Genomic DNA, 23,500 nt, shown 5'->3' on the forward strand with positions numbered 1-23,500 from the left:
ATGGACGCTGGGCCCGGTTCGGAATATGTAGCCCACGGCCGCCGTCGACCTGGGGGACGTACGCCGCGCGGAGACGGAACCTGTGAGTCCGCCTCTAAAGTCGCGCGATCCTTGGGACTGACGTGGAGCGGCCGGGAACAGAGAGAGGATCTCCCAACATGGCGTCAGTGGACAGCCTGAAAACCCGCCGCGAGCTCGTGGTGGGTGACAAGACCTACGCTTACTACAGCCTCCGCGCCGCTGAGGAAGCGGGACTTTCGGGCGTCTCGCGCCTGCCGATCTCGATGAAGGTGCTTCTCGAGAACCTGCTCAGGAACGAGGACGGCGACACCGTCACGCCGGAGGACCTCAAGGCGGTCGCCGCCTGGATCGAGAACAAGGGCGCCGTCGAGCACGAGATCAGCTTCCGCCCGGCCCGCGTGCTGATGCAGGACTTCACCGGCGTGCCGGCGGTCGTCGACCTGGCCGCCATGCGCGACGCCATGACCAGCCTCGGCGCCAACCCCGAGAAGATCAATCCGCTGAACCCGGTCGATCTGGTGATCGACCACTCGGTGATGGTCGACTACTTCGGTACGTCGAAGTCGTTCGGCGCCAACGTCGACCGCGAATACGAGCGGAACATGGAGCGCTACCGCTTCCTGCGGTGGGGCTCCTCGGCGTTCAACAACTTCCGTGTGGTGCCGCCTGGCACCGGCATCTGCCACCAGGTGAACCTGGAGTACCTGGCCCAGACCGTCTGGACCAACGACGACGAGGGCCAGACCGTGGCCTATCCGGACACCGTCGTCGGCACCGACAGCCACACCACCATGGTCAACGGCCTGGCCGTGCTGGGCTGGGGCGTGGGCGGCATCGAGGCCGAGGCGGCCATGCTCGGCCAGCCGATCCCGATGCTGATCCCCGAAGTCATCGGCTTCAAGCTGGACGGCGTCCTGCCGGACGGCGCCACGGCCACCGACCTGGTGCTCACCGTCACCCAGATGCTCCGCAAGAAGGGCGTGGTCGGCAAGTTCGTCGAGTTCTACGGCCCCGGCCTCGCCAGCCTCACGCTGGAAGACCAGGCGACCATCGCCAACATGGCTCCGGAATACGGCGCCACCTGCGGCTTCTTCCCGGTCACCCAGGCGACGATCAGCTACCTGACCGCCACCGGCCGTGAGCCGGCGCGCGTGGCCCTCGTGGAGGCCTACGCCAAGGAACAGGGGATCTGGCGCGAGCCCACCGATCCGGATCCGGTGTTCACCGACAGCCTGCAGCTCGACCTCGGCACGGTCGCCGCCTCGCTGGCGGGCCCGAAGCGCCCGCAGGACCGCGTGCTGCTGACCGACGCCGCCGCCGAGTTCCGCACGGCCCTGGCCGGCGACTTCGGCAAGGCCGACCAGATGACCGAGCGCTTTGCCGTGGAGAAGGAAAACTTCGACATCGGCAACGGCGACGTGGTGATCGCCGCGATCACCTCGTGCACCAACACCTCGAACCCCTCGGTACTGATCGCCGCCGGCCTGGTGGCCAAGAAGGCGGTCGAGAAGGGCCTGCAGGTGAAGCCCTGGGTGAAGACCTCGCTGGCGCCCGGCTCGCAGGTTGTCACCGACTACCTGAAGGCCGCCGGCCTGACGAAATCGCTGGATGCGCTGGGCTTCAACCTCGTGGGCTACGGCTGCACCACCTGCATCGGCAACTCCGGCCCTCTGCCGGAGCCGGTGTCGGATGCGATCAGCAAGAACGACCTCGTCGCCGTCTCGGTGCTCTCGGGCAACCGGAACTTCGAGGGCCGCGTGAACCCGGACGTGCGCGCCAACTACCTGGCCTCGCCGCCGCTGGTGGTGGCCTATGCGCTCGCCGGCACCATGCTGAAGGATCTCTCGACCGAACCGCTGGGCGAGGGCAAGGACGGCAAGCCGGTCTATCTGAAGGACATCTGGCCGACGTCCGAGGAGATCGCGGTCCTGCAGCGCAAGCACGTCACCAACAAGATGTTCGCGACCCGCTACGCCGACGTCTTCAAGGGCGACAAGAACTGGCAGGGCATCAAGGTCGCCGGCGGCCAGACCTACGCCTGGGACATGGGTTCGACCTATGTGCAGAACCCGCCGTACTTCCAGGACATGAAGATGGAGCCGGCGCCGGTGACGGACATCGTCGAGGCCCGCATCCTGGGCGTCTTCGGCGACTCGATCACCACCGACCACATCTCGCCGGCCGGCTCGATCAAGGCGACCTCGCCGGCGGGCGTCTATCTCAGTGAGCGCCAGGTGCCGACCAGCGAGTTCAACTCGTACGGCGCGCGCCGCGGCAATCACGAAGTGATGATGCGCGGCACCTTCGCCAACATCCGCATCCGCAACAAGATCACGCCGGACATCGAAGGCGGCGTGACCAAGCACTTCCCGTCCGGCGACACCATGGCGATCTACGACGCCGCCATGCGCTACCAGGGCGAGGGGCGTCCTCTGGTGGTGTTCGCGGGCAAGGAGTACGGCACCGGCTCGTCGCGCGACTGGGCGGCGAAGGGCACGAAGCTGCTCGGCGTCCGCGCCGTGGTGGCCGAGAGCTTCGAGCGCATCCACCGCTCGAACCTGGTCGGCATGGGCGTGCTGCCGCTGCAGTTCACCCAGGAAGGCTGGCACAAGCTCGGCCTGACCGGCGAGGAGATCGTCACGATCCGCGGCCTGACGGAGCTCGCGCCCCGCAAGCAGCTGATCGTCGAGATGTACCGTCCGAGCGACGGCCGCATCGCCCGCTTCCCGGTCCGCTGCCGGATCGATACGCCGACCGAGCTCGAGTACTTCAAGCAGGGCGGCGTGCTGAACTACGTGCTGCGCGGCCTGGCCCGCCAGGGCTAGGCTCAGGCCCACGGCGAACCTGTAGGGCCCCGGACGTCCGCGTCCGGGGCCCTTCTCGTTGGCGCGGGCGCCTCGGCCGGGTGGTCACGCCTAGTTGTAATTTACAGCCGCCGACACACCCCTTAAGTCGGACGCAATGCGGACCGCCGCGGCGCTTAGCCTTCTGCTCACGCTCCTGCCCGTCGCCGCGGCCGCCCGGCCGCCGGTCGTGGTCGAGCTGTTCACCGCCCAGGGCTGCGGGTCCTGCGGCGAGGCCAATGCGCACGCCGCCAGGCTGGCCGAACGCCCTGGCGTGCTCGTGCTCACCTATCCCGTGGATTACTGGGACTATCTCGGCTGGGAGGACACCTTCGCCGAACCGGCCTTCGCCGAGCGGCAGAAGGCCTATGTGACCCGGCTGAAGCTGCGCGAGCCCTATACGCCTCAGGTGGTGGTGGACGGCCGCAACCAGGTCGCCGGCCGGCAGGCGGCCAAGGTCGACCAGCTCGTCCGCGACGCCGCGCGGACGCCGAAGGATCCGCCGGACATCCAGTTCATGAGCGACCGGCGCGTCGATGTCGGCTCGGGCCGGGTGCCGCGCGGCGGGGCCGAGGTCTGGCTCGTCCGCTACGACCCGCGCGAGCAGGAGGTGGCGGTCAAGAGCGGCGACAACCGCGGCCAGTCCATCGTGCATCGGAACGTCGTGCGTGAGATCGAGCGCGTGGGCGCGTGGCGCGGGCGGCCGACGGCCTATCGCCTGCCGGCGCCCGACGAGGCCGGGCTCGCCACCGCCATCATCGTCCAGGCGGCCAAGGGCGGGCGCATCCTGGCTGTCGCCCAGCCGAAGGACGAATAGGCCAGGTCGCCAGATACGAGAAAGCCCGCGTGGCTGGAGAGGTCCACGCGGGCTGCTCGGGGGATCAGTGAAAGTAGTGTGTCGGTTGGGCAGGACCCCAATCCAGGGGGGCTGGGGGGGCTGTTCAGGATCCGGGACCGGCGTCTCTGTCCAACCGACACATCCATAAAACCGGCGGGCCTTGTCGGCGAGGCGTCCGAAATAAGGTCATTTCACGGCGTGGGCCCGGAGCCGGCGCGCGCGGGGTGCGGGAACCCGCCGCACGCTCCGGACGCTCGCCAATCCGGAAAGATTCAGTCTAGGCTCGGCGCCAATGGCATTCGATCCGTCCTATGCGGAGCCCCGCCAGGGGCGGGTGTTCTTCGAGCGGCGCGAACTGGAGCGCCTGCTCAGGCTCTACGGACGCATGGTGGCCGCCGGCGAGTGGCGCGACTACGCCATCGACGGGCTGGCCGAGTCCGCCGTCTTCTCGGTCTTCCGCCGCGCCTCCGAACAGCCCCTCTACCGCGTCGAGAAGCGCCCCGCCCTGGCCCGCAAGCAGGGCGCCTGGGCGATCATCGGCGAGGGCGGCATGATCCTGCGCCGCGGCCACGACCTGGAGCAGGTGCTGCGCTTCTTCGACAAGGGCCGCTTCAAGGTCGTCGACTAGGCCTGGCCAGCGCCAGGTAGACGCTGTCGCAGAGTTCGTCGCCGATCTGCCAGGTCCCGGACGCCCTTCCGGTCTCCACAAACCCCAGCTTCTCCAGCAACCGGATCGAGCCGGTGTTGCGCGGATCGACGTCGGCCGTCAGCGCGTCGATGTCGCGGGCGGCGAACACGTGGGGAATCACCGCGGACAGCGCCTCGAAGGCCAGGCCCTTCCCCCAGGCGTCCGGGTGCAGGATGTAGCCCACCTCCGGCAGGCGATAGACGCCGGCCTTGCCGATCACCCGGCCTTCGAACTCGACGACGAAGTCCTCGTCCGTGGCGGTGATCATGTCGTCGAGCCAGGCGCGGGTCTGCTCGCGGTCAGCGTGCGGCGGGGTCGACCAGTAGCGCATGGCCTCGGGGTGGCTCAGCACCCCGAACAGCGCGTCGAGATCCTCCGGCTGCGCCCGGCGCAGCCTCAATCTGTGTGTGACAAGCTCGACCATGGCGGCAGGCTAGGGCGGTGATCGCCAAAGAAAAACCCCGGCGGTCGCCCGCCGGGGTCCAATCTTTCGAGGCTCTCGGCGCCTAGCGGCGGTCGCCGAAGATCGAGAGCAGGAATTGGAAGAGATTGATGAAGTTGATGTAAAGGCTGAGCGCGCCGTAGTTCGTGGCCACGCCCATGGCCGCCTGGTCGCCGCCCATCTCGTAGTAGGACATTTTCAGGCGCTGGGTGTCGTAGGCGATCAGGCCCGCGAAGATGAACACGCCCAGCACGCTGATGAGGAAGCTCATCATCGAGTTTTGCAGGAAGATGTTCACCACCGAGGCGATGATCAGGCCAATCAGGCCCACCAGCAGGAAGCTGCCGAAGCCGGTCAGGTCCTTCTTGGTGGTGTAGCCGAACAGGCTGAGCCCGCCGAAGGCGGCCGCCGTGATCAGGAAGGTCGAGAAGATCGAGGCGCCGGTGTAGACCAGCGTCAGCACGCCCAGGCCCGCGCCGATCAGCGCAACGATGGTCCAGTACAGGATGCCCGAGCTGCGGGGCGAGGCGTTCTTCATCGCGAACATGCCGAACAGGATGACGCCCAGCGGCGCGAACGCCACGATCATGCCCAGGACGGTCATCCCGGCGAGGCGGCCATCCGGCGTGACCGTGTACATCAGGTCGCGCACGGGCGCGTACTGGCCGGTCAGGAACGCGAGGGCGGCGGAGACCAGCAGGCCCAGCGCCACCTTGTTGTAGACGCCGAGCATGAAGCTGCGCAGACCCGCGTCCACCGACATGTCGGCGCGATCGGCGGGGATCGTGCGCGCGTAGCCGCGGTTGAAGTCGCTCATTTGAGGCAAGGCCCTTGTCTAGTCGTCCGGATTGGACGCAGCCCGAAATATCGGGGTCGCTTGCGCTGTAAGCAAGGGCTTCCGGATTCCGGGGCTCGCGAAATCGGACAAGTTTGATTGTTCGCGTCCTGAATGGTCCCCAGGCCGGCGCTTGGTCTTCGGCTCGGCGGCGCGCTACTGGTGGCGCATGATCCGTCTCTTTGCCGCGATCGCCATTCCCGAGGATATCGGCGGGGCGCTCCTGGTGCGCCAGAAGGGCGTGGAGAACGCCCGCTGGCGGCCGGTCGAAGCCCTCCACGTGACCCTGCGCTTCTTCGGCGACCTCAGGGAGGACGTGGCCCGCGACCTCGACACCGAGCTTTCGGCGGTCGGCGGACGACCGTTTCCCATCGTGCTGGAGGGCGTCGGCGCGTTCGGCGAGGGCGCGGACATCCATGCGATCTGGGCGGGCGTCCAGGAGAGCCCGGAGCTCCGCCACCTCGCCCGGACGTGCGAGACCGCCGCCCGCCGCGCCGGCCTGAAGCCGGAAGGGCGCCACTACCGGCCTCACGTGACCCTGGCCTACACCCGCCGGCCGAACCCGGATGAGGTCGCCGGCTGGATCCAGGCCAACAACCTGCTGAAGAGCCCGCCGATCTGGGTCGACCGCTTCAGCCTCTACTCCAGCCACCAGACCAAGGAGGGCTCGGCCTACCGGCTGGAGGCGGAGTACCCGCTGGGGTGAGCTAGCAGGGCTCGCCGACCTTGAGCCGCATCCTGGTCTCGGCCAGAGTTTCGCGGTGCCCGACCTGCGCACGGAGGGCGTCGACGCGGTCGGAGTCTTCCACGTTCTGGATGGACCGCACTCCCGCGGCGCAGGAAGCCTGAGTGGCGTAGCGCTGCCGGCGGCCGTCTCGCTCGGCGACGCGGTCATAGAGCTTCGCATAGGCTCCGCCCTCGATGATCGGAGTCCCCGCCAGCGGCTCGACCCTCGCCAGGACCTCCTTCTGGAAGTCCCAGTCGTTGGTGTGCTGGGCGATGTCCCAGGCCTCATGGGAGAGCGCGGGGTCGCTGAACCAGCCCTTGGCCGGCAAGACTCGCCGCAATGCCTCTGTGTTGTCCGCGTCGATGAGCGCCAGCTCGTTCCAGACGACGGCCAGGATCCAGCCCCGCTCTTGTGGAGGCGACGCAAGGATCCGGGAAAGCGCCAGCCGGCCTTCGCGCTGCAGACGGTTCCGCCGGGCGAGCTCTTCGGTCAGGGACGCCGGCGGCGGGAGGGCGGCGAGCTCGGCGCGCACGGCGTCCATCCGTGATCGCCAGGCGCCGGCGAGGGCCTGGCCCTCCGCCGAGAGCGGGCGGGTCGGAAAGGGCGGCTTCGCCGGCTGCGCGAGGGCGGCGGTCGCGATCGCCGCAGCGGCGAGCGGGATCAGCAGCCGCATCAGGCCTGGACCGCGTGGTCCTTGAGGATGCCGAGCGGCACGATGGCCAGGGTCTCCTCGTGGGTCGCCTCCAGCACCACCTGGGGCGCGGCGCCGGCGTCGAGCGCCTCCTTCCAGCGGGGTGCGCAGAGGCACCAGCGGTCGCCGGGCCTGAGGCCCGGGAACATGGCTTCGGGCACGGGCGTGGAGAGATCGTTCCCGACCGAGCGCGAATAGGCCAGGAACTCCGCCGTCATCACCGCGCAGACGGTGTGCATGCCGAAGTCGTTGTGGTCGGTCTCGCAGCAGCCGTTGCGGAAGAAGCCGGTGACCGGCTGGGTCGAACAGGGCGCGAGCTTGCCGCCGAGGACGTTGCGGGCGTCGGGATCGTGCCGGCGTGTGGTCATGGCGTCAGTTTAGCCGCTAAGACAGGGGGTCCGCCAAGCGACAAGGAGCCCTCAGATGGTCCGGCCGCGCCGCAGCGCCCTCTATATGCCCGCATCCAACCCGCGGGCCATCGACAAGGCACGCAGCCTGGCCGCCGACGTGGTGATCCTCGACCTCGAGGACTCGGTGGGTCCGGACGCCAAGGACGAAGCCCGCGGCCTGGCGGTGGACGCTGTCCGGGCCGGCGGATTCGGAGGCCGCGAGGTGGTGATCCGGGTCAATGGCCTCGACACCCCCTGGGGCGCCGCCGATCTGAAGGCCGCCGCTGAGGCCGGGCCGGACGGCATCCTCGTGCCCAAGGTCGCCAAGGCCGACGACCTCTCGCACTACGCCAAGCTGGTCACCGGCGACGTCCGGCTCTGGGCGATGATCGAGACCTGCTCGGCCATGTTCCGTCTCCCGCAGATCGCCGAGGCCAGCCGGGTCTGCGGCTGCGACGTGTGGGTGATCGGCGCCAACGACCTCGTGAAGGAGATGCGCTGCCGGCCGGGCCCCGACCGGGCGCCGCTCCTGCCGTCCCTGGCCGCCAGCGTCATGGCCGCCCGCGCCTATGGTCTTTCGATCCTCGATGGGGTCTGGAACGCCATCACCGACCTCGACGGCCTGGCGCGCGAGTGCCGCCAGGGGGCGGACCTCGGCTTCGACGGCAAGAGCCTGATCCACCCGACCCATCTGGAGGCCGCCAACGCCGCCTTCAGCCCGGATCCCGGCGAGGTCGCCTGGGCCCGCACGATCGCGGCGGCGTTCGACGAGCCACAAAACGCCGGCAAGGGCGTTATCAAGGTCGAGGGCAAGATGGTGGAGCGGTTGCATCTCGTTCAGGCGCAGCGTCTGATCGGCATCGCCGACGCCATCGCCGCCCATGAGGCCGCGTAGAGGTAGACATGAGGCTGACCGTCGCCGTCCTGCTGACCGCCGCCCTGGCTGCTCCGGCCGCGGCGCGCGCCCAGGACCCGATCGGGGCGCTGCTCGACCGCTCGGCGCCGCCGACCCAGGCGGATCCCGAGGAGCCGGACACCGCCGCCGAGCCGCCGGCCGCACCAGAGCCCGAACCTCAGATCGCGCTGCCTCCGGGGCCGCAGCCTTACGCGCCGCCCCGGCCGCAACTCGCCGGGCCAGTGTTCGTGGACGAGACTGGCAAGAACCCCGACGCCCCGCCGACCGTGCGCGACCTCGCCTACGAGTCCCGGATCCGGGCGTCCTTCGCCTCCGCCCAATCCTTCCAGGGGCCGCTGGACGGGCGATGGACGCTCGCGGCGGCCGACGGGACCGGGCTCTATGAGTTCGAGCTCTCCGACAAGACGAGCGCCCCGCCGGAGGGCCTGGCGGGACCTGCGCCGGCCGGGCGCCCTGGGCGGCTCCGGGTTCGTGGACGAGATCCGCCTTGACGGCGGCCAGCTCATCCTGCGCTTCGGGGATGTGACGGGCACGTTCAGCGGCGGCTATGGCGGCCAGTGGTCCGGCCGGCTCTCCGACGGTCGGCAGGTGAGCCTGCGGAAGGCCCCTCCCCCAGCCCTAGAGGCCGAGCGCGCCCTTCGCGACCGCCATCGCGGTCGCCAGCGACGTCTCATCGAAAAGCTCGGCCGCGCCTTGGCCCCACACCGGCCCGGGCCATGCGGGATCGTCCGCGCGCCGCCCGACCACATGCACATGCAGTTGTCGCGTCACATTGCCGAGCTGGCCGACATTCAGCTTTTCCACCGGGCGGCCAAGCGCCTCGCCCACCGCCCGCACCGCCGCGCCGGCGCGCAGGACCTCCTCAAGCAGCGTCCCGCGCTGGCGCGGCGAGAGATCCTCCAGCTCCACCGCGTCGTCGACGCGGGGGATCAGCACGATCCAGGCGTACCGGGCGTCGCGCTGCAACCGCGCGTGGCAGAGCTCGAGGTCGCCCAGGGCCTCGGAGGTGGCGGCGAAGGCGGGATCGAGCATGGTCATGGCGGCTTCGGCGTCTGCGGCATTGCAGCATGGCCGTCAATTGGCTACCCAGCCCGCGACCCGGCTAGAGCGGCCGTCCCCAATTTCCGGAGAGTGATCCATGGCGAAGTCCCCCATCCGCGTCGCGGTGACCGGCGCGGCCGGCAACATCGGCTACGCGCTGCTCTTCCGCATCGCCTCGGGCGAGATGCTGGGCAAGGACCAGCCGGTCATCCTGCAGCTGCTGGAGATCCCGGCCGAGGGGCCGCAGAAGGCGCTGAAGGGCGTCGCCATGGAGCTCGAGGACTGCGCCTTCCCGCTGCTGCAGGACATGGTGCTGACCGACGACCCGAAGGTCGCCTTCAAGGATGCAAGCTGGAACCTGCTGGTGGGCTCCAAGCCGCGCGGTCCGGGCATGGAGCGCGCCGACCTGCTGAAGGACAATGGCAAGATCTTCATCGCCCAGGGCCGGGCGATCGACGAGGTGGCCGCCGACGACGCCCGCATCGCCGTGGTGGGCAACCCCTGCAACACCAACTGCATGATCGCCGCCAGCCAGGCCAAGCGCCTGACCGCCGACCGCTTCACCGCCATGGTGCGCCTGGACGAGAACCGCGGCCGGGCCCAGCTCGCCAAGAAGGCCGGTGTGTCGATCAACGACGTCAGCGAGCTGTTCATCTACGGCAACCACAGCCCGACGATGTTCGCCGACTTCACCCACGCCAAGATCGGCGGCAAGGCGGTCACCGACGTGATCACCGACCGCGCCTGGCTGGAGACCGATTACCTGCCGACCGTCGGCAAGCGCGGCGCGGCGATCATCGAGGCCCGCGGCCAGTCCTCGGCGGCCTCGGCGGCCAACGCCCTGATCGACCACGTGCGCGACCTGACCACCGTCGGCAGGATCCACTCGGTCGCGGTGAACTCGGAAGGCCGCTATGGCTTCGCCGAAGGCGTCTGGGCCGGGATGCCGGTGAAGACCACGGCGCCGGGCGCCTATGAAGTCGTGACGTCCTACGAGATGGACGACTTCGCCAAGTCGAAGATCGCGATCACCAACGACGAATTGATCGGCGAGCGCGACACCGTGAAGGACATGCTGGGCTAACGCACCCTAATACCCTTCCGCCAGGTCGTTGAGCTCGCGGATCCGCTGGGAATAGACGCTGGCCACGGCGCCGGAAGACCGGCGCGCGGCGTCCTCGCGGATCTGCAGCCAGTCGTCCTGTTCGGCCCTCAGCTCGCGATAGGGGATGCCGGAGGAGACGGCGCGGTCGAACGCGCGGTCGAGTCGCCGGTCTAGGCGCGCCAGCTCGTCGTCGCCGCAGATCATCCGTTCCGCGCGGGTGCCGGCATTGCGGCAGTCGAAGCTCGGCCTGGCACGGGCCGGGATCGGCGGCGGCTCGGCGACGCGGGCGACCACCGGGGCGGCGGCCTCCGGCGCGGAGGGCGCGACGGCCAGTTCGGGCTGTCGCGGCGGGCGCGGGCGCCGCCGGCCGGGGCGCGGCGCGGGCGAGTTCGGGGGGCAGGACCTCCAGCTTGCCGGCGGACTTCGGCGCAGGCAGCGGCTCGGGCTTCGCGACCTCCACCGGCATCGGCGGCGTGAGGGCCTCGGCCGTCGCGGCCTTCATCGGCGCCGGCGCGCGGTCCTCAACGAGCTGAGGGCGGAACAGCACGCCGGCCACCAGGCCCAGGGCGACGGCGCCGGCCAGCCCGCCCAGCACGAGGTTGCGGCGGTTCGCGGCGCGGGGCGGCGGCGGCGGCCGGGCCGGCGGCTCCGACGCGAAGCCGTTGTACGCACCGCCGGTCCAGGAGTGGGCGATCGGGTCTCTGGGGGTCGGGTCGGCGGGCATGGGTCTTCGATCTCCGGCGCGTCCCTCGCGCCGGACCTAACCCGTTCGCCCCCTTGACCGTTGCAATGGCTCAGTAAGCGCGCGCGTCCCGCGTCATGTCGTTCAGCTCCGCGATGCGGGCCTCATAGACGTCGCGGACCGCCCAGGGCGCCTCGCGGGCCGCCTGGGCGCGGGCCTCCAGCCAGCGGGCCTGCTGGCGCGCCAAAGTGGCGGTCGAGGCCCCGGCCGCCTCGGCCTGGCGATAGGCGCGGGCGAGCTGGCGGTCGGCGGCGGCCAGCGAAGGGTCAGCGCAGACCAGGGCCGCGCCGGCGTCCGAGGAGACGCAGCGGTTCGACGCCTTGCGGATCGGATTGTCGCGGGTCGGCTTGGGCAGCGTCGGCTTCGGCGCGGACTTGGCCCGCTCGGGCTTGCGCGCCGCGGCCGTCTCGACCTTCGCCTTCTCGACCCTTGCCTTCTCGGCCTTCGCCTTCTCGACCCTCGCCTTCTCGACCCTGTCCCGCTCGGCCTTGGTGTTCTTCGCGGACGTCTTGTCGGCCTTCTTCGCCTTGACCGGCTCCAGCTTCGCCAGCTCGGTCTTGGTCTTCTTCTTCTCGGCGCGGGCCTTGCGGGTGTCGGCGATCTTGGCCTTGGAGGCGGACGCCGCCTGTTTCACCTTCTTCGGCGTCACCTTGGCGAGCGTCGTGGTGAGCTTGCGGCCCTTCTTCGCCTCGGCGGCGTCAGCCTTCTTCGGCTCCGCCTTGGCGACCTTCGCCGCCTTGGGCTCGTCCTTCGCCTTGCGGACCCTGGTCTTCTCCGGCGCGGCCTCGGCGACCTTCCGCTCGGCCTTGGCTTTCGGGGGGCTTCACCTCGGCCTTCTTCTCGACCGTCGCACCCGCGAGCCGCTTAGGCTCGGATTTGACCGCCGGCTTCGGCGCCAGCGCCGGTTCCGGTTCGACCTCGATCGGCGTCACGGCCTGGACGCGGACCAGGCCGGAGGGCGGACGGGTCGGCGCGAAGACGGGTGGGGCGGGATCGACAGGCACGGCGATCGCGGGCGGGCGGCCCGCCATGGCCGGCAGCACCTCTATGGGCGCGCCGATCGGGGCGGTCGGCGCGTCCTGCACGACGACCTCCAGGATCCGCGCCGGCTTCGGCGCTCGGCGACCGCCTTCGCGGCGACCGGGACGGCCCGGCGCTCGTCCTCGTGCGGCCGGGCCCAGAGGCCGGCGCCGACGCCCAGCGCGCAGGCGCCGACCACGCCCAGGAACAGCATGGGTCGGCCACCGCCGGAGGATGGTGTCACCAGGTCCGGAATCTTCGGATCGTCAGGCGGGTCTTGCGCCATAGGGGCTGGTCCTTGCGAACATCGGCCCCTCGAAAATCGAGGCGTCAGACCACACAGCCACGCCCGCAGCTGTGATAAGCCCCTAGCCCCGACCTCTCTCCCACCGCCACAATGAGGCCAAATACGTGCGTCCGCCAGCACCCGTTCTTGAGACAGATCGCCTCATTCTGCGCACGCCCGAGCCGGAGGACTTCGAACCCTGGACGGCCTTCCTGGCCGACGCCGAGGCCCAGGCCTTCCTAGGCGGCGCCCAGCCCCGGCCGCTCGCCTGGCGGCAGATCTGCGTGATGACCGGGGCCTGGACGGTGCGCGGCTTCTCCATGTTCTCGGTGATCGAGAAGTCGACCGGCCGCTGGATCGGCCGCCTGGGGCCCTGGCAGCCGGAGGGCTGGCCGGGCACGGAGGTCGGCTGGGGCCTGGTCCGCGACTGCTGGGGCAAGGGATATGCGACGGAGGGCGCGGCCGCGGCTATCGACTGGGCGTTCGACGTGCTCGGCTGGGACGAGGTGATCCACACCATCGAGAGCCCCAACGTGAACTCCTCGAAGGTCGCCGAGCGGCTGGGCTCGACCATCCTGCGGCAGGCGGTTTTGCCGGCGCCGATCAACCTGCCGGTGGATGTCTGGGGGCAGTCCCGGGCCCAGTGGAAGGCGCGGAAGCGCTAGATCCAGCCCTTCTCGCGCAGTTCGCCGGCATAGGTGCGGCTGACCGGGACCTGGGCGCCGTCCTTCAGCGTGAGCGTGGCCCGGCCGTCGCCGCGCTTCGCGTCGGCGATGGCGTCGCGCGCGACCCACCAGGAGCGATGCACCTGCATGCCCTCGACGCCGTCCAGCTCGGCGACGGCGTCGGCCAGCCGCATCAGGATCAGGTCCTGCCCCTTCGACGAATGGATCCGCAGGTAGTGGTCCTCGGCCTCGACCGCCCAGACGTCCGCGCCGCGCAACCTGAGCGGCAGGCGCTCCAGGAACTTCGGCGGGGGCGGAGCGGCGGTTGCGGCCTCGCCCTCGCGGATCGAGGTCCGCCGGATCCAGGCCACCAGGAAGCAGAAGAACAGCGACGTCACGAGCGAGGTGCCGATGTAGCCGGGGATGCTGGAGACCGGCGGGTCGCCCTGCGGAGGGGCCACCAGGTTGACGCCGCTCCACACCACGAGCCCCATCGGGGCGAACATCAGGATGGCGCTGGCGAGCGCCACCCGCCACCAGGCGCGCCGCACCCAGGCCGCCTGTTCCACGAACATGAAGGCTGCTGCGCCCATCAGGGAGGCGATCCAGGCGAAGCTGATCATCAGGATCGAGCGGATGACGAACGGCGTCCCTGAGGTCTCGAAGGCCGAGAGAAAGCTCATGAAGCTTCCGACGATCAGCGCGGGGACGAGCGTGCCGCGCAGCAGGCCGATGATGCGGGTCTTCGTCCACGAAGCGTCAACGGCGGCCCCTGGCCGTTCGCGTAGGACCTGCGTCATCCGACGTATCCCCGCTCGCCCATCGAACCGTCCGCCCCCAGTCATCCGTCCGACGACGCCGCGAAGGCCCGCGGCGTTCACCTGACCGGAGATAAAGGATGTCGGTTCGATCGCAAATTCCGGCCCGCGCGCCGCTGGGGTTCCGCAGCTACTTCCTGGTCGCGATGACCGCGGCGGCGGCGATCGTCATCATCTCGCAGCGCGGCGCCTGGGACGACATCGCCCGCATGGCGCTGGCCGCCCGGCCGCACGCGCCGGACATGGCGCTGTTCGCCAGCCTGTCGCCGGCGATCAAGATTCACCTGCTGGCGGCGCTGGCCGCCCTTGTCCTCGGCGGCCTGCTGATGGCGGTCCGCAAGGGGCGCAGGTTCCACCGGGTCGCCGGCTGGGTCTGGGTCTCCCTGGTCGCGGTGACGGCAGGCGCGACCCTGTTCATCACCAGCCTGAACCATGGCCGCTGGTCGATCCTTCACCTGTTCACGGGCTGGGTGTTCCTGATGCTGCCGCTGGCCGTGATCTGGGCGAAGCGTCACAACGTCGCGAGGCACCGGCGCACCATGATGGGCCTGTTCTACGGGGGCTTCGCCATCAACCTCTTCGTGGCCCTGATCCCGGGGCGGACGCTCTGGACGCTGTTCTTCGGCTGAGCCTGCTCCCTCTAGGGAAGCACCTTGGGTTTTCAGCCGATTTTGACACGCTCACGCGGTTGTCATCGTCAGGGGGGCCTATAACCGCGCCCACTCGCCGCCCCGGGCGAGGCGATTTCCAGCGCCACGGCCTCATGAACATCCACGAACACCAAGCCAAAGCCGTCCTCTCCGAGTTCGGCGTCGCGGTTCCGCGCGGCTTCCCGGCCTTCACCGTCGACGAGGCGGTCAAGGCGGCTGAACAACTCGGCGGCCCCGTCTTCGTCGTGAAGTCCCAGATCCACGCCGGCGGGCGCGGCAAGGGCAAGTTCGAGGGCCTGGGCCCCGACGCAAAGGGCGGCGTCCGGGTGGTGAAGTCGGTGGACGAGGTCCGCGCCAACGCCGAGGAGATGCTCGGCCGCGTGCTGGTGACCCACCAGACGGGCCCGGCCGGCAAGCAGGTGAACCGCCTCTACATCGAGGAAGGCGCCGCGATCGCCAAGGAATTCTACCTGTCGCTGCTGGTCGACCGCGAGACGAGCTGGGTCTCGGTCGTGGCCTCCACCGAAGGCGGCATGGACATCGAGGAGGTGGCCCACGCCACCCCTGAGAAGATCGTCACCTTCTCCATCGACCCGGTCACCGGCGTGTGGCCGCACCACGGCCTGATGCTGGCCGCGGCGCTCGGCCTGAAGGGCGACCTCTCCAAGCAGGCCTCGAAGCTCCTCTCGCAGCTCTATACGGCCTTCCTGGCCAAGGACATGAGCATGCTGGAGATCAACCCGCTGATCGTCACCGCCGACGACCAGCTCCGCGTCCTCGACGCCAAGGTGAGCTTCGATTCCAACGCCCTCTTCCGCCACAAGGACGTGGTGGCGCTGCGCGACGAGAGCGAGGAGGACCCGAAGGAGATCGAGGCCTCCAAGTACGACCTCTCCTACATCGCCCTCGACGGCGAGATCGGCTGCATGGTCAACGGCGCGGGCCTGGCCATGGCGACCATGGACATCATCAAGCTCTACGGCGCCGAGCCGGCCAACTTCCTGGACGTGGGCGGCGGCGCCTCGAAGGAAAAGGTCACGGCGGCCTTCAAGATCATCACAGCGGACCCGAACGTGAAGGGCATCCTGGTGAACATCTTCGGCGGCATCATGCGCTGCGACATCATCGCGGAAGGCGTGGTCGCTGCGGTGAAGGAAGTGGGCCTGAAGGTGCCGCTCGTCGTGCGCCTGGAAGGCACCAACGTCGAGCTGGGCAAGAAGATCATCAATGAGAGCGGCCTGAACGTGATCGCCGCCAACGACCTCTCGGACGGCGCCGAGAAGATCGTCCAGGCCGTTCGGGGGCTGCGTAAATGTCGATCCTTATCGGTAAGGACACCCGCGTCATCTGCCAGGGCATCACCGGCGCCCAGGGCACCTTCCACACCGAGCAGGCCATCGCCTACGGCACCAAGATGGTCGGCGGCGTGACCCCCGGCAAAGGCGGCCAGACGCACATCGGCCTGCCCGTGTTCGACACGGTCGGCGAGGCGGTCAAGCAGACCGGCGCCGACGCCAGCGTGATCTACGTCCCGCCGCCGTTCGCGGCGGACTCGATCCTGGAAGCCATCGACGCGGAAGTGCCGCTGATCATCTGCATCACCGAGGGCATCCCGGTGATCGACATGGTCAAGGTGAAGCGCGCGCTCTCCGGCTCGAAATCCAGGCTGATCGGCCCCAATTGCCCGGGCGTGCTCACCCCGGGTGAGTGCAAAATCGGCATCATGCCGGGCAATATCTTCAAGAAGGGCTCGGTGGGTGTTGTGTCGCGGTCCGGCACGCTTACCTACGAAGCCGTGTTCCAGACGAGCCAGGTGGGCCTCGGCCAGACGACCGCCGTCGGCATCGGCGGCGACCCGGTCAAGGGCACCGAGTTCATCGACATGCTCGACATGTTCCTGAAGGACCCGGAGACCGAGTCGATCATCATGATCGGCGAGATCGGCGGGTCTGCGGAAGAAGACGCCGCCGAGTTCATCAAGAATTCAGCAATCAAGAAGCCTATGGTCGGCTTCATCGCGGGTCGTACGGCGCCTCCGGGCCGCCGCATGGGCCACGCGGGCGCGATCATCTCCGGCGGCAAGGGCGGGGCCGAGGACAAGATCGCCGCGATGGAGGCCGCGGGCATCCGCGTGTCGCCGTCTCCGGCGAAGCTTGGCGAGACCCTGCTCGAGGTGCTGAAGGGCGCCTGAGTACCTAGATTTAAGCGTATGGGCGGTCCGCGCTCGGCTCCTTTGTCAGAAGCTCCGCGGTCCTCCGGGAAGCGGATGAAATGGCGGACGACGCAGGTCTGATCAACGAGGTGCTCGCGGAGACCTCGTTCCTCTATGGCGGCAATGCGGCCTTCGTAGAGGACCTCTACGCGAAATGGGCGGCGAACCCCGCCTCGGTCGAGCCGTCCTGGCAGGCGTTCTTCGCCTCGCTGTCGGACCAGGCCGACGAGGTGAAGCGCGCGGCCCAGAAGCCCGCGTGGGCGCGTCCTTCCGTACCCGCCGCCCGTCCGGACTGGCTTTCGGCCATCGACGGTCTGTGGCCGGCGGTCGAGGCCAAGCTCGGCGCCAAGGTCGCCGAGAAGAAGCCCGCGGCCAGCCAGGACGAGGTTCGCGCCGCGACGCTGGACAGCCTGCGGGCCATCATGATGATCCGCGCCTACCGGATGCGGGGTCACCTGAAGGCCAACCTCGACCCGCTGGGCATCGCCACCACGCCGGGCGACGCCTCCGAGCTCGATCCGGCGACCTACGGCTTCTCCGAGAGCGACTTCGACCGGCCGATCTTCCTCGATTACGTGCTGGGCCTGGAGACCGCGACGCTCCGCGAGATCCTCGAGATCCTGCGCCGCACCTACTGCGGCAGCGTCGGCGTGCAGTACATGCACATCTCCGATCCCAAGGAGAAGGCCTGGCTGCAGGAGCGCATCGAGGGCCGCGACAAGGAGATCGCCTTCACCAAGGAGGGCAAGGTCGCCATCCTCAAGAAGCTGATCGAGACGCAAGGGTTCGAGAGCTTCCTGCACCGCCGCTTCCCGGGCACCAAGCGCTTCGGTCTCGACGGCGGCGAGAGCATGGTCCCGGCGCTGGAGCAGATCATCAAGCGCGGCGGCGCCATGGGCGTCCAGGACATCATCGTCGGCATGCCGCACCGCGGCCGCCTGAACGTGCTGGCCGCCGTGATGGGCAAGCCCTACCACGTGATCTTCCACGAGTTCCAAGGCGGCTCGTCCGTCCCGTCCGACGTGGAAGGCTCGGGCGACGTGAAGTACCACCTGGGCGCCTCGGCGGACCGGGAGTTCGACAACAACAGCGTCCACCTGTCGCTGACCGCCAACCCCTCGCACCTCGAGATCGTCAACCCGGTGGTGATCGGCAAGGCGCGGGCGAAGCAGGCCTTCACGCTTCGCGAACAGCCGACCGCCGGCCGCGCGCACGTCATGCCGCTGCTGCTGCACGGCGACGCCGCCTTCGCCGGCCAGGGTGTGGTGGCCGAGTGCTTCGCGCTGTCGGGCCTGAAGGGCTACGGCGTCGGCGGCACCATGCACTTCGTGGTGAACAACCAGATCGGCTTCACCACCAGCCCGAAGAACTCGCGCTCGTCGCCCTATCCGTCCGACGTGGCGCTGATGGTCGAGGCCCCGATCTTCCACGCCAACGGGGACGATCCCGAAGCGGTGACCTTCGCCGCCAAGGTGGCCACCGAGTACCGGCAGATGTTCGGCAAGGACGTGGTCATCGACATGTTCTGCTACCGCCGGTTCGGCCACAACGAGGGCGACGATCCGACGATGACGCAGCCCTTGATGTACGCGAAGATCAAGGACCATCCGTCGGTGCGCGACCTCTACGCCGCCCGCCTGGTGAGCGAGGGCGTCACCACCCAGGCGGAAGTCGAAGGCTGGATCGCCGAGTTCAACGACTTCCTCGACAAGGAGTTCGACGCCGGCAAGTCGTACAAGCCGAACAAGGCGGACTGGCTGGACGGCAAGTGGTCGGGCCTGACGCTGCCGGCCGGCGACGAGCGCCACAACACCGGCGTGCCGAAGCAGAAGCTCCTCGACCTCGGCAAGCGGATCACGACGGTCCCCGAGCGGATCAGCATCCACAAGACGGTGGAGCGCGTGGTCCAGGGCCGCCGCGAGGCGATCGAGAAGGGCGAGGGCCTCGACTGGGCCACCGCCGAGCACTTGGCCTTCGCCACCCTGCTCGACCAGGGCTACCCCGTGCGCCTGTCCGGCCAGGACAGCGTGCGCGGCACCTTTACCCAGCGCCACTCGGGAATCATCGACCAGAAGACGGAGGAGATCTACTTCCCGCTCCGCAACCTGGGCCCCGGCCAGGCGCACTTCGAGGTGCTGGATTCGGCGCTTTCCGAAGAGGCGGTGCTGGGCTTCGAGTACGGCTTCTCCCTGACCGACCCGAATACCCTGACCATGTGGGAAGGCCAGTTCGGCGACTTCGTGAACGGCGCCCAGGTGGTCATCGACCAGTTCATCTCGTCTGGCGAACGCAAGTGGCTGCGGATGAGCGGTCTCGTGATGCTGCTGCCGCACGGTTACGAGGGTCAGGGCCCCGAGCACTCGTCGGCCCGCCTCGAGCGGTTCCTGCAGCTCTGCGCCGAAGACAACATGCAGGTGATCAATCCGACGACGCCGGCGAACTATTTCCACGCCCTGCGCCGCCAGCTCCTGCGGGAATTCCGCAAGCCGCTGATCGTCATGACGCCGAAGAGCCTGCTGCGCCACAAGCGGGCGGTCTCGAACCTTGTCGACCTGGCGGAGGGCTCCAGCTTCCATCGCGTGATGCTGGATGGCGCCGAGGCCGGCTGCGACGTCGGCGGCGTGACGCTGAAGTCCGACGGAGAGATCAACCGCGTCCTGCTCTGCTCGGGCAAGGTCTACTTCGACCTCGTGGAGCAGCGCGCCAAGACCGGCCGCGACGACGTCTACATCCTGCGTCTCGAGCAGTTCTATCCCTGGCCGCTGAAGTCGCTCTCCAACGAGCTGAAGCGGTTCAAGAACGCCGAGCTGGTCTGGGTGCAGGAAGAGCCGAAGAACATGGGCGGCTGGCAGTTCGTCGACCCGTGGCTGGAGCTCACCCTGGAGCGGCTGAACGTGAAGGCCAAGCGGGCTCGCTACGTCGGCCGCCCGGCCTCGGCGTCCACCGCCGCCGGCCTGATGAGCCGCCACCTGAAGGAACTCGAAGCCTTCCTCACCGAGGCTTTCGCCTAAAGGGACAACCCCTCGTCCCTCCCATCTGACTGTTTGTGTCGAAGATCTAAGGAGCGCACCGGCAATGGCCGACATCATGACCCCCGCCCTGGGCGAGTCCGTCACCGAAGCGACGGTGGCGCGCTGGACCAAGAAGGCCGGCGAGGCGGTGCGCAAGGACGAGATCCTCGTCGAGCTGGAAACCGACAAGGTGAGCCTAGAAGTGGCCGCCCCGGCCGACGGCGTGCTGGAAGCGATCAGCGCCGAGGAAGGCGCGACGGTCGAGCCCGGCGCTGTCCTGGGCCGGATCGCCGAGGGCGCCGCCGCGGCGGCCCCCGCCGCCAAGCCCGCGCCGAAGGCTGAAGCCGCGCCCGCGGCCGCTCCGGCGCCCGCGCCTGCGCCTGCCAAGGCGGCGGCTCCCAAGGCCGAGCCGGTGCTCGCTCCGTCGGCCCAGCGGATCGCGACCGAGAACAAGCTGGATGCCGGCGCTATCGCCGGCACCGGCAAGGACGGCCGGGTGACCAAGGGCGACGCCCTCGCCGCTCTCGAAGCCCGCGCCAAGGCCCCGGCCGCGCCGACCGCCCCCGCCGCGCCGCGCGAGCTGCACGCGCGCGAGGAACGGGTGAAGATGACCCGCCTGCGCCAGACCATCGCGCGCCGGCTGAAGGAAGCCCAGAACGCCGCGGCCATGCTGACCACCTTCAACGAGGTGGACATGACAAACGTCATGGCGCTCCGGAACCAGTACAAGGATGTGTTCGAGAAGAAGCACGGGGTGAAGCTCGGCTTCATGAGCTTCTTCGTCCGCGCGGTGATCTACGGCCTGAAGGAGGTCCCGGAGGTCAACGCCGAGATCGACGGCACGGACATCATCTACAAGAACCACTACGACATCTCGGTCGCCGTCGGCACGGAAAAGGGCCTGGTGACGCCGGTGGTGCGCGACGCCGACCTGATGAGCCTGGCCGACATCGAGAAGGAGATCGGCGCGCTCGGCAAGAAGGCCCGCGACGGCCAGCTTGCCCTGGAGGACCTGCAGGGCGGCACCTTCACCATCTCCAACGGCGGCGTCTACGGCTCGCTGATGTCGACGCCGATCCTGAACGCGCCGCAGTCCGGCATCCTGGGCATGCACAAGATCCAGGACCGTCCGATGGTGGTGAACGGCCAGATCGTCTCGCGTCCGATGATGTACCTGGCGCTGAGCTACGATCACCGGATCGTCGACGGCAAGGGCGCGGTGACCTTCCTGGTGCACGTCAAGGAAGCTATCGAAGACCCGCAGCGCCTGCTGCTCGACGTCTAGGCGCCTTCTCAGGGGGTGAGGCCACGCAGGCGGCCCGCCAAGCCTCGCCCCCGCGTACGCAAACCTGTATCTGGGCCGCACCAACTCCCAGGCAGGTATCTCATGGCCCAGTACGACGTCGTCATCATCGGGGGCGGCCCCGGCGGCTACAACGCGGCGATCCGCGCCGGCCAGCTGGGCCTGAAGGCGGCGTGCGTGGAATCCCGCGCCACCCTGGGCGGCACCTGCCTGAACGTCGGCTGCATGCCGTCCAAGGCCCTGCTGCACGCGTCCGAGCTCTTTGACGCGGCGAATACCGAGTTCGCCACGCTCGGCATCGACGTGAAGCCGAAGCTCAACCTGCCTCAGATGATGAAGCAGAAGGCCGAAAGCGTGGCGGCGCTCACCAAGGGCATCGAGTTCCTGTTCAAGAAGAACAAGGCCGACTGGGTGAAGGGCCGCGGCCGCATCGCTGGTCCCGGCAAGGTCGAGGTGACCGCCGAGGACGGCTCGACCCAGACCCTGGAGGCCAGGAACATCGTCATCGCCACGGGCTCCGAGCCCGCCGGTCTGCCGGGGATCACCGTCGACAACGTCCGGGTCCTGGATTCCACCGGCGCGCTGTCGCTGCCGGAAGTGCCGAAGCACCTCGTCGTCATCGGGGCCGGCATCATCGGCCTGGAACTCGGGTCCGTGTGGCGCCGGCTCGGCGCGAAGGTCACCGTCGTCGAGTTCCTCGACCGGATCACCCCCGGCATGGACGCCGAGGTCGCCAAGGCCTTCCAGCGCGCGCTCACCAAGCAGGGCATGGAATTCAAGCTCGGAACGAAGGTCACCGGCGGGACCGCGTCCAAGGCCGGCGTCAGCCTGACCATGGAACCCGTGGCCGGCGGCGCCGCCGAGACCCTCGAGGCCGACTACGTCCTGCTGGCCATCGGCCGTCGCCCGTACACCGAGGGCCTGGGCCTGGAAACCGTCGGCGTCGAGACCGACAAGCGTGGCTTCATCCCCACCGACCACTGGAAGACCTCCGCGCCCGGCGTCTGGGCGATCGGCGACGTGACGCTCGGCCCGATGCTGGCGCACAAGGCCGAGGAGGAGGCGGTCGCCGCCATTGAGAGCCTCGCGGGCAAGGCCGGCCATGTGAGCTACGGCCTGATCCCGTCGGTCGTCTACACCAGCCCGGAAGTGGCCTGGGTCGGCAAGACCGAGGAGGAGCTGAAGGCCGAGGGCCGGGCCTACAAGTCGGGCAAGTTCCCGTTCAGCGCCAACAGCCGGGCGAAGATCAACCACGAGACCGAAGGCTTCGTGAAGGTGCTGGCCGACGCCGCCACCGACGAGATCCTGGGCGCCCACCTGATCGGTCCGCAGGTCAGCGAGATGGTCGGCGAATACGCGGTGGCCATGGAGTTCCGCGCGGCGTCCGAGGACGTGGCCCGGACCTGCCACCCGCACCCGACGCGGTCGGAGGCGCTGCGCCAGGCCGCCATGGGAGTCGAAGGTTGGACGATGCAGGCCTGACCGAAGGCCTGGCCGGCGGGCTGACCGTCCGTCCCGCGCGCCTGGAGGAGCTCCCGGCGTGCGCCGACCTCTATGTAAAGGTGCTCCGCGACACCTTCACCTGGCAGCCGCCGGAACGCCACCGTCGAGAGGACTTCGCCCGCGCCGCCCGCGAGGAGGAAATCTATGTGGCGGTGCTGCAGGGCCGGATCGTCGGCTTGGCCGGCTTCTACCGGCCGCAGAACTTCCTGCATTCGCTTTATGTCACCGAGCGCGGCCTGGGCGTCGGCAAGGCGCTCTTGGACTACGTGGGCTCAGTGGCGGCCGGCCCGGTCTCGCTGAAGGTCCAGGCCCCCAACGTCCGCGCCCAGAAGTTCTACGCCCGCGAGGGCTTCGTCTGCGTGGAGCGCGGCCGCGACCCCGGCTCCGACGTGAACTGGCTGCGGCTGGTGCGGGACGTGGCGCAATCTTAACGTGACCCGTCAGGGTTGCGGGCGCACACTGACGGCTTCCGCACGAGGAGGCCGACAATGATCGCACTTCTTCTTGCCGCCGCCGTGACGCAGGCCGAGCCCGCGGCGACCGAGACGCCCAATCTCTATAGGAGCGACGCCGCTGCGTGCCAGGCCCTGCGCCGGCACGTCGCCGAGCGCTCGGCGCCGGCCGCGGCGGGCGCACGCCCCCTTTAGGGGCCGCGGTCCGCGCAAGCTCGGCGAATTGCCGCCCGCCGCCGCGCAATATGCGGTCTTGCGGAGGGTCGATGGCTGTTCCCTCCCGGCTCCGGTCGGCTACCGGC

25 protein-coding genes and 1 pseudogene are annotated in these 23,500 nt (G+C 69.2%); 17 read left to right on the top strand and 9 right to left on the bottom strand.

Annotated features, from left to right (window positions below; translation table 11 throughout):
* Positions 1-158: 158 nt before the first annotated feature.
* The 3 genes from acnA to LRS04_RS07645 all read left to right on the top strand — a co-directional run bounded on the left by acnA (position 159) and on the right by LRS04_RS07645 (position 4,330).
* Complete coding sequence (acnA, locus tag LRS04_RS07635; protein ID WP_257815848.1) at positions 159-2,846, top strand: aconitate hydratase AcnA; 2,688 nt, start codon at positions 159-161, stop codon at positions 2,844-2,846.
* Positions 2,847-2,982: 136 nt separating this feature from the next.
* The gene (locus LRS04_RS07640; protein ID WP_257815849.1) at positions 2,983-3,681 is read left to right on the top strand and encodes a thioredoxin family protein; all 699 of its coding nucleotides are present in this window, start codon (positions 2,983-2,985) and stop codon (positions 3,679-3,681) included.
* A 313-nt stretch (positions 3,682-3,994) separates the two neighbouring features.
* Positions 3,995-4,330: a DUF2794 domain-containing protein gene (locus tag LRS04_RS07645; protein WP_257815850.1), complete on the top strand. Its 336-nt coding sequence runs from the start codon at positions 3,995-3,997 to the stop codon at positions 4,328-4,330.
* On the opposite strand, the gene LRS04_RS07650 is transcribed toward LRS04_RS07645, so the two are convergent.
* A complete protein-coding gene (locus LRS04_RS07650) occupies positions 4,314-4,814 on the bottom strand; it encodes a GNAT family N-acetyltransferase (protein WP_257815851.1) in 501 nt (166 codons plus the stop codon). The two genes, LRS04_RS07645 and LRS04_RS07650, sit on opposite strands and share 17 nt — an antisense overlap.
* 82 nt (positions 4,815-4,896) lie before the next feature.
* Positions 4,897-5,649, bottom strand: a complete 753-nt coding sequence (locus LRS04_RS07655) for a Bax inhibitor-1/YccA family protein (RefSeq protein WP_257815852.1) — start codon at positions 5,647-5,649, stop codon at positions 4,897-4,899.
* Positions 5,650-5,836: 187 nt separating this feature from the next.
* Here LRS04_RS07655 and thpR point away from each other — a divergent pair, with 187 nt between their 5' ends.
* On the top strand, positions 5,837-6,373 hold the full coding sequence (thpR, locus tag LRS04_RS07660; RefSeq protein ID WP_257819016.1) for an RNA 2',3'-cyclic phosphodiesterase: 537 nt from the start codon (positions 5,837-5,839) through the stop codon (positions 6,371-6,373).
* Position 6,374: 1 nt separating this feature from the next.
* On the opposite strand, the gene LRS04_RS07665 is transcribed toward thpR, so the two are convergent.
* The gene (locus LRS04_RS07665; protein WP_257815853.1) at positions 6,375-7,067 is read right to left on the bottom strand and encodes a DUF6624 domain-containing protein; all 693 of its coding nucleotides are present in this window, start codon (positions 7,065-7,067) and stop codon (positions 6,375-6,377) included.
* Positions 7,067-7,453 carry a DUF2237 family protein gene (locus LRS04_RS07670; protein ID WP_257815854.1) on the bottom strand — a complete coding sequence of 129 codons (387 nt, stop codon included), beginning with the start codon at positions 7,451-7,453 and terminating at the stop codon, positions 7,067-7,069. Before LRS04_RS07670 ends, LRS04_RS07665 begins: the two co-directional genes overlap by 1 nt.
* 55 nt (positions 7,454-7,508) lie before the next feature.
* On the opposite strand from LRS04_RS07670, the gene LRS04_RS07675 reads away from it, so the two are divergent.
* Positions 7,509-8,369, top strand: a complete 861-nt coding sequence (locus LRS04_RS07675; RefSeq protein ID WP_257815855.1) for a CoA ester lyase — start codon at positions 7,509-7,511, stop codon at positions 8,367-8,369.
* An 8-nt stretch (positions 8,370-8,377) separates the two neighbouring features.
* Positions 8,378-8,881, top strand: a complete 504-nt coding sequence (locus tag LRS04_RS07680) for a hypothetical protein (RefSeq protein ID WP_257815856.1) — start codon at positions 8,378-8,380, stop codon at positions 8,879-8,881.
* Between the two features lie 127 nt (positions 8,882-9,008).
* Here LRS04_RS07680 and LRS04_RS07685 read toward each other — a convergent pair whose 3' ends face one another.
* Positions 9,009-9,428 (bottom strand): HIT domain-containing protein, encoded by a 420-nt coding sequence (locus LRS04_RS07685; protein WP_257815857.1) that lies wholly within the window; start codon positions 9,426-9,428, stop codon positions 9,009-9,011.
* Positions 9,429-9,528: 100 nt separating this feature from the next.
* Between LRS04_RS07685 and LRS04_RS07690 the strand changes: the two genes are divergently transcribed.
* Positions 9,529-10,515 (top strand): malate dehydrogenase, encoded by a 987-nt coding sequence (locus LRS04_RS07690; protein WP_257815858.1) that lies wholly within the window; start codon positions 9,529-9,531, stop codon positions 10,513-10,515.
* 6 nt (positions 10,516-10,521) lie between these two features.
* Here the strand turns inward: LRS04_RS07690 and LRS04_RS07695 are convergent, their stop codons facing one another.
* Entirely contained in the window at positions 10,522-10,830 is a 309-nt protein-coding gene (locus LRS04_RS07695; protein ID WP_257815859.1) for a lysozyme inhibitor LprI family protein, read from the bottom strand.
* 116 nt (positions 10,831-10,946) lie between these two features.
* Here LRS04_RS07695 and LRS04_RS07700 point away from each other — a divergent pair, with 116 nt between their 5' ends.
* Positions 10,947-11,069 carry a hypothetical protein gene (locus tag LRS04_RS07700; RefSeq protein ID WP_257815860.1) on the top strand — a complete coding sequence of 41 codons (123 nt, stop codon included), beginning with the start codon at positions 10,947-10,949 and terminating at the stop codon, positions 11,067-11,069.
* Between the two features lie 261 nt (positions 11,070-11,330).
* Here LRS04_RS07700 and LRS04_RS07705 read toward each other — a convergent pair whose 3' ends face one another.
* Both LRS04_RS07705 and LRS04_RS07710 read right to left on the bottom strand, forming a co-directional pair.
* Positions 11,331-11,927: a hypothetical protein gene (locus LRS04_RS07705; protein ID WP_257815861.1), complete on the bottom strand. Its 597-nt coding sequence runs from the start codon at positions 11,925-11,927 to the stop codon at positions 11,331-11,333.
* Positions 11,928-11,976: 49 nt separating this feature from the next.
* A complete protein-coding gene (locus LRS04_RS07710; RefSeq protein ID WP_257815862.1) occupies positions 11,977-12,363 on the bottom strand; it encodes a hypothetical protein in 387 nt (128 codons plus the stop codon).
* A 346-nt stretch (positions 12,364-12,709) separates the two neighbouring features.
* On the opposite strand from LRS04_RS07710, the gene LRS04_RS07715 reads away from it, so the two are divergent.
* Positions 12,710-13,249, top strand: coding sequence for a GNAT family N-acetyltransferase (locus LRS04_RS07715; protein ID WP_257815863.1), 540 nt, complete (start codon positions 12,710-12,712; stop codon positions 13,247-13,249).
* On the opposite strand, the gene LRS04_RS07720 is transcribed toward LRS04_RS07715, so the two are convergent.
* The gene (locus tag LRS04_RS07720; RefSeq protein ID WP_257815864.1) at positions 13,246-14,049 is read right to left on the bottom strand and encodes a LytTR family DNA-binding domain-containing protein; all 804 of its coding nucleotides are present in this window, start codon (positions 14,047-14,049) and stop codon (positions 13,246-13,248) included. The genes LRS04_RS07715 and LRS04_RS07720 overlap by 4 nt on opposite strands.
* Before the next feature lie 98 nt (positions 14,050-14,147).
* Between LRS04_RS07720 and LRS04_RS07725 the strand changes: the two genes are divergently transcribed.
* The 8 genes and pseudogenes from LRS04_RS07725 (at position 14,148) to LRS04_RS07760 (ending at position 23,393) form a co-directional block, all read left to right on the top strand.
* On the top strand, positions 14,148-14,696 hold the full coding sequence (locus tag LRS04_RS07725; protein WP_257815865.1) for a DUF2306 domain-containing protein: 549 nt from the start codon (positions 14,148-14,150) through the stop codon (positions 14,694-14,696).
* 134 nt (positions 14,697-14,830) lie between these two features.
* A pseudogene (gene sucC / locus LRS04_RS07730) lies at positions 14,831-16,027 on the top strand (ADP-forming succinate--CoA ligase subunit beta); the annotation flags it as partial.
* A gap of 2 nt (positions 16,028-16,029) precedes the next feature.
* A complete protein-coding gene (sucD, locus tag LRS04_RS07735; RefSeq protein WP_257815866.1) occupies positions 16,030-16,908 on the top strand; it encodes a succinate--CoA ligase subunit alpha in 879 nt (292 codons plus the stop codon).
* Positions 16,909-16,988: 80 nt separating this feature from the next.
* Positions 16,989-19,940: a 2-oxoglutarate dehydrogenase E1 component gene (locus LRS04_RS07740; protein WP_257815867.1), complete on the top strand. Its 2,952-nt coding sequence runs from the start codon at positions 16,989-16,991 to the stop codon at positions 19,938-19,940.
* Positions 19,941-20,004: 64 nt separating this feature from the next.
* Positions 20,005-21,225: a 2-oxoglutarate dehydrogenase complex dihydrolipoyllysine-residue succinyltransferase gene (gene odhB / locus LRS04_RS07745; protein WP_257815868.1), complete on the top strand. Its 1,221-nt coding sequence runs from the start codon at positions 20,005-20,007 to the stop codon at positions 21,223-21,225.
* Between the two features lie 102 nt (positions 21,226-21,327).
* A complete protein-coding gene (gene lpdA / locus LRS04_RS07750; protein ID WP_257815869.1) occupies positions 21,328-22,725 on the top strand; it encodes a dihydrolipoyl dehydrogenase in 1,398 nt (465 codons plus the stop codon).
* Positions 22,707-23,177, top strand: a complete 471-nt coding sequence (locus tag LRS04_RS07755) for a GNAT family N-acetyltransferase (RefSeq protein WP_257815870.1) — start codon at positions 22,707-22,709, stop codon at positions 23,175-23,177. Before lpdA ends, LRS04_RS07755 begins: the two co-directional genes overlap by 19 nt.
* Positions 23,178-23,234: 57 nt before the next feature.
* On the top strand, positions 23,235-23,393 hold the full coding sequence (locus LRS04_RS07760; protein ID WP_257815871.1) for a hypothetical protein: 159 nt from the start codon (positions 23,235-23,237) through the stop codon (positions 23,391-23,393).
* Positions 23,394-23,500 lie beyond the last annotated feature (107 nt).

This window comes from Phenylobacterium sp. J367, assembly GCF_024699985.1.
GTDB lineage: Bacteria > Pseudomonadota > Alphaproteobacteria > Caulobacterales > Caulobacteraceae > Phenylobacterium.

Excerpts from the sequence above, each read along its gene's own strand:
- odhB (WP_257815868.1), top strand. The coding sequence starts at position 20,005 with ATGGCCGACATCATGACCCCCGCCCTGGGCGAGTCCGTCACCGAAGCG.
- LRS04_RS07760 (WP_257815871.1), top strand. The coding sequence starts at position 23,235 with ATGATCGCACTTCTTCTTGCCGCCGCCGTGACGCAGGCCGAGCCCGCG.
- LRS04_RS07645 (WP_257815850.1), top strand. The coding sequence starts at position 3,995 with ATGGCATTCGATCCGTCCTATGCGGAGCCCCGCCAGGGGCGGGTGTTC.
- LRS04_RS07675 (WP_257815855.1), top strand. The coding sequence starts at position 7,509 with ATGGTCCGGCCGCGCCGCAGCGCCCTCTATATGCCCGCATCCAACCCG.
- LRS04_RS07670 (WP_257815854.1), bottom strand. The coding sequence starts at position 7,453 with ATGACCACACGCCGGCACGATCCCGACGCCCGCAACGTCCTCGGCGGC.
- acnA (WP_257815848.1), top strand. The coding sequence starts at position 159 with ATGGCGTCAGTGGACAGCCTGAAAACCCGCCGCGAGCTCGTGGTGGGT.
- sucD (WP_257815866.1), top strand. The coding sequence starts at position 16,030 with ATGTCGATCCTTATCGGTAAGGACACCCGCGTCATCTGCCAGGGCATC.
- LRS04_RS07640 (WP_257815849.1), top strand. The coding sequence starts at position 2,983 with ATGCGGACCGCCGCGGCGCTTAGCCTTCTGCTCACGCTCCTGCCCGTC.
- LRS04_RS07655 (WP_257815852.1), bottom strand. The coding sequence starts at position 5,649 with ATGAGCGACTTCAACCGCGGCTACGCGCGCACGATCCCCGCCGATCGC.
- LRS04_RS07685 (WP_257815857.1), bottom strand. The coding sequence starts at position 9,428 with ATGACCATGCTCGATCCCGCCTTCGCCGCCACCTCCGAGGCCCTGGGC.
- LRS04_RS07650 (WP_257815851.1), bottom strand. The coding sequence starts at position 4,814 with ATGGTCGAGCTTGTCACACACAGATTGAGGCTGCGCCGGGCGCAGCCG.
- LRS04_RS07720 (WP_257815864.1), bottom strand. The coding sequence starts at position 14,049 with ATGACGCAGGTCCTACGCGAACGGCCAGGGGCCGCCGTTGACGCTTCG.
- LRS04_RS07725 (WP_257815865.1), top strand. The coding sequence starts at position 14,148 with ATGTCGGTTCGATCGCAAATTCCGGCCCGCGCGCCGCTGGGGTTCCGC.
- LRS04_RS07680 (WP_257815856.1), top strand. The coding sequence starts at position 8,378 with ATGAGGCTGACCGTCGCCGTCCTGCTGACCGCCGCCCTGGCTGCTCCG.
- lpdA (WP_257815869.1), top strand. The coding sequence starts at position 21,328 with ATGGCCCAGTACGACGTCGTCATCATCGGGGGCGGCCCCGGCGGCTAC.
- LRS04_RS07740 (WP_257815867.1), top strand. The coding sequence starts at position 16,989 with ATGGCGGACGACGCAGGTCTGATCAACGAGGTGCTCGCGGAGACCTCG.
- LRS04_RS07665 (WP_257815853.1), bottom strand. The coding sequence starts at position 7,067 with ATGCGGCTGCTGATCCCGCTCGCCGCTGCGGCGATCGCGACCGCCGCC.
- LRS04_RS07690 (WP_257815858.1), top strand. The coding sequence starts at position 9,529 with ATGGCGAAGTCCCCCATCCGCGTCGCGGTGACCGGCGCGGCCGGCAAC.
- thpR (WP_257819016.1), top strand. The coding sequence starts at position 5,837 with ATGATCCGTCTCTTTGCCGCGATCGCCATTCCCGAGGATATCGGCGGG.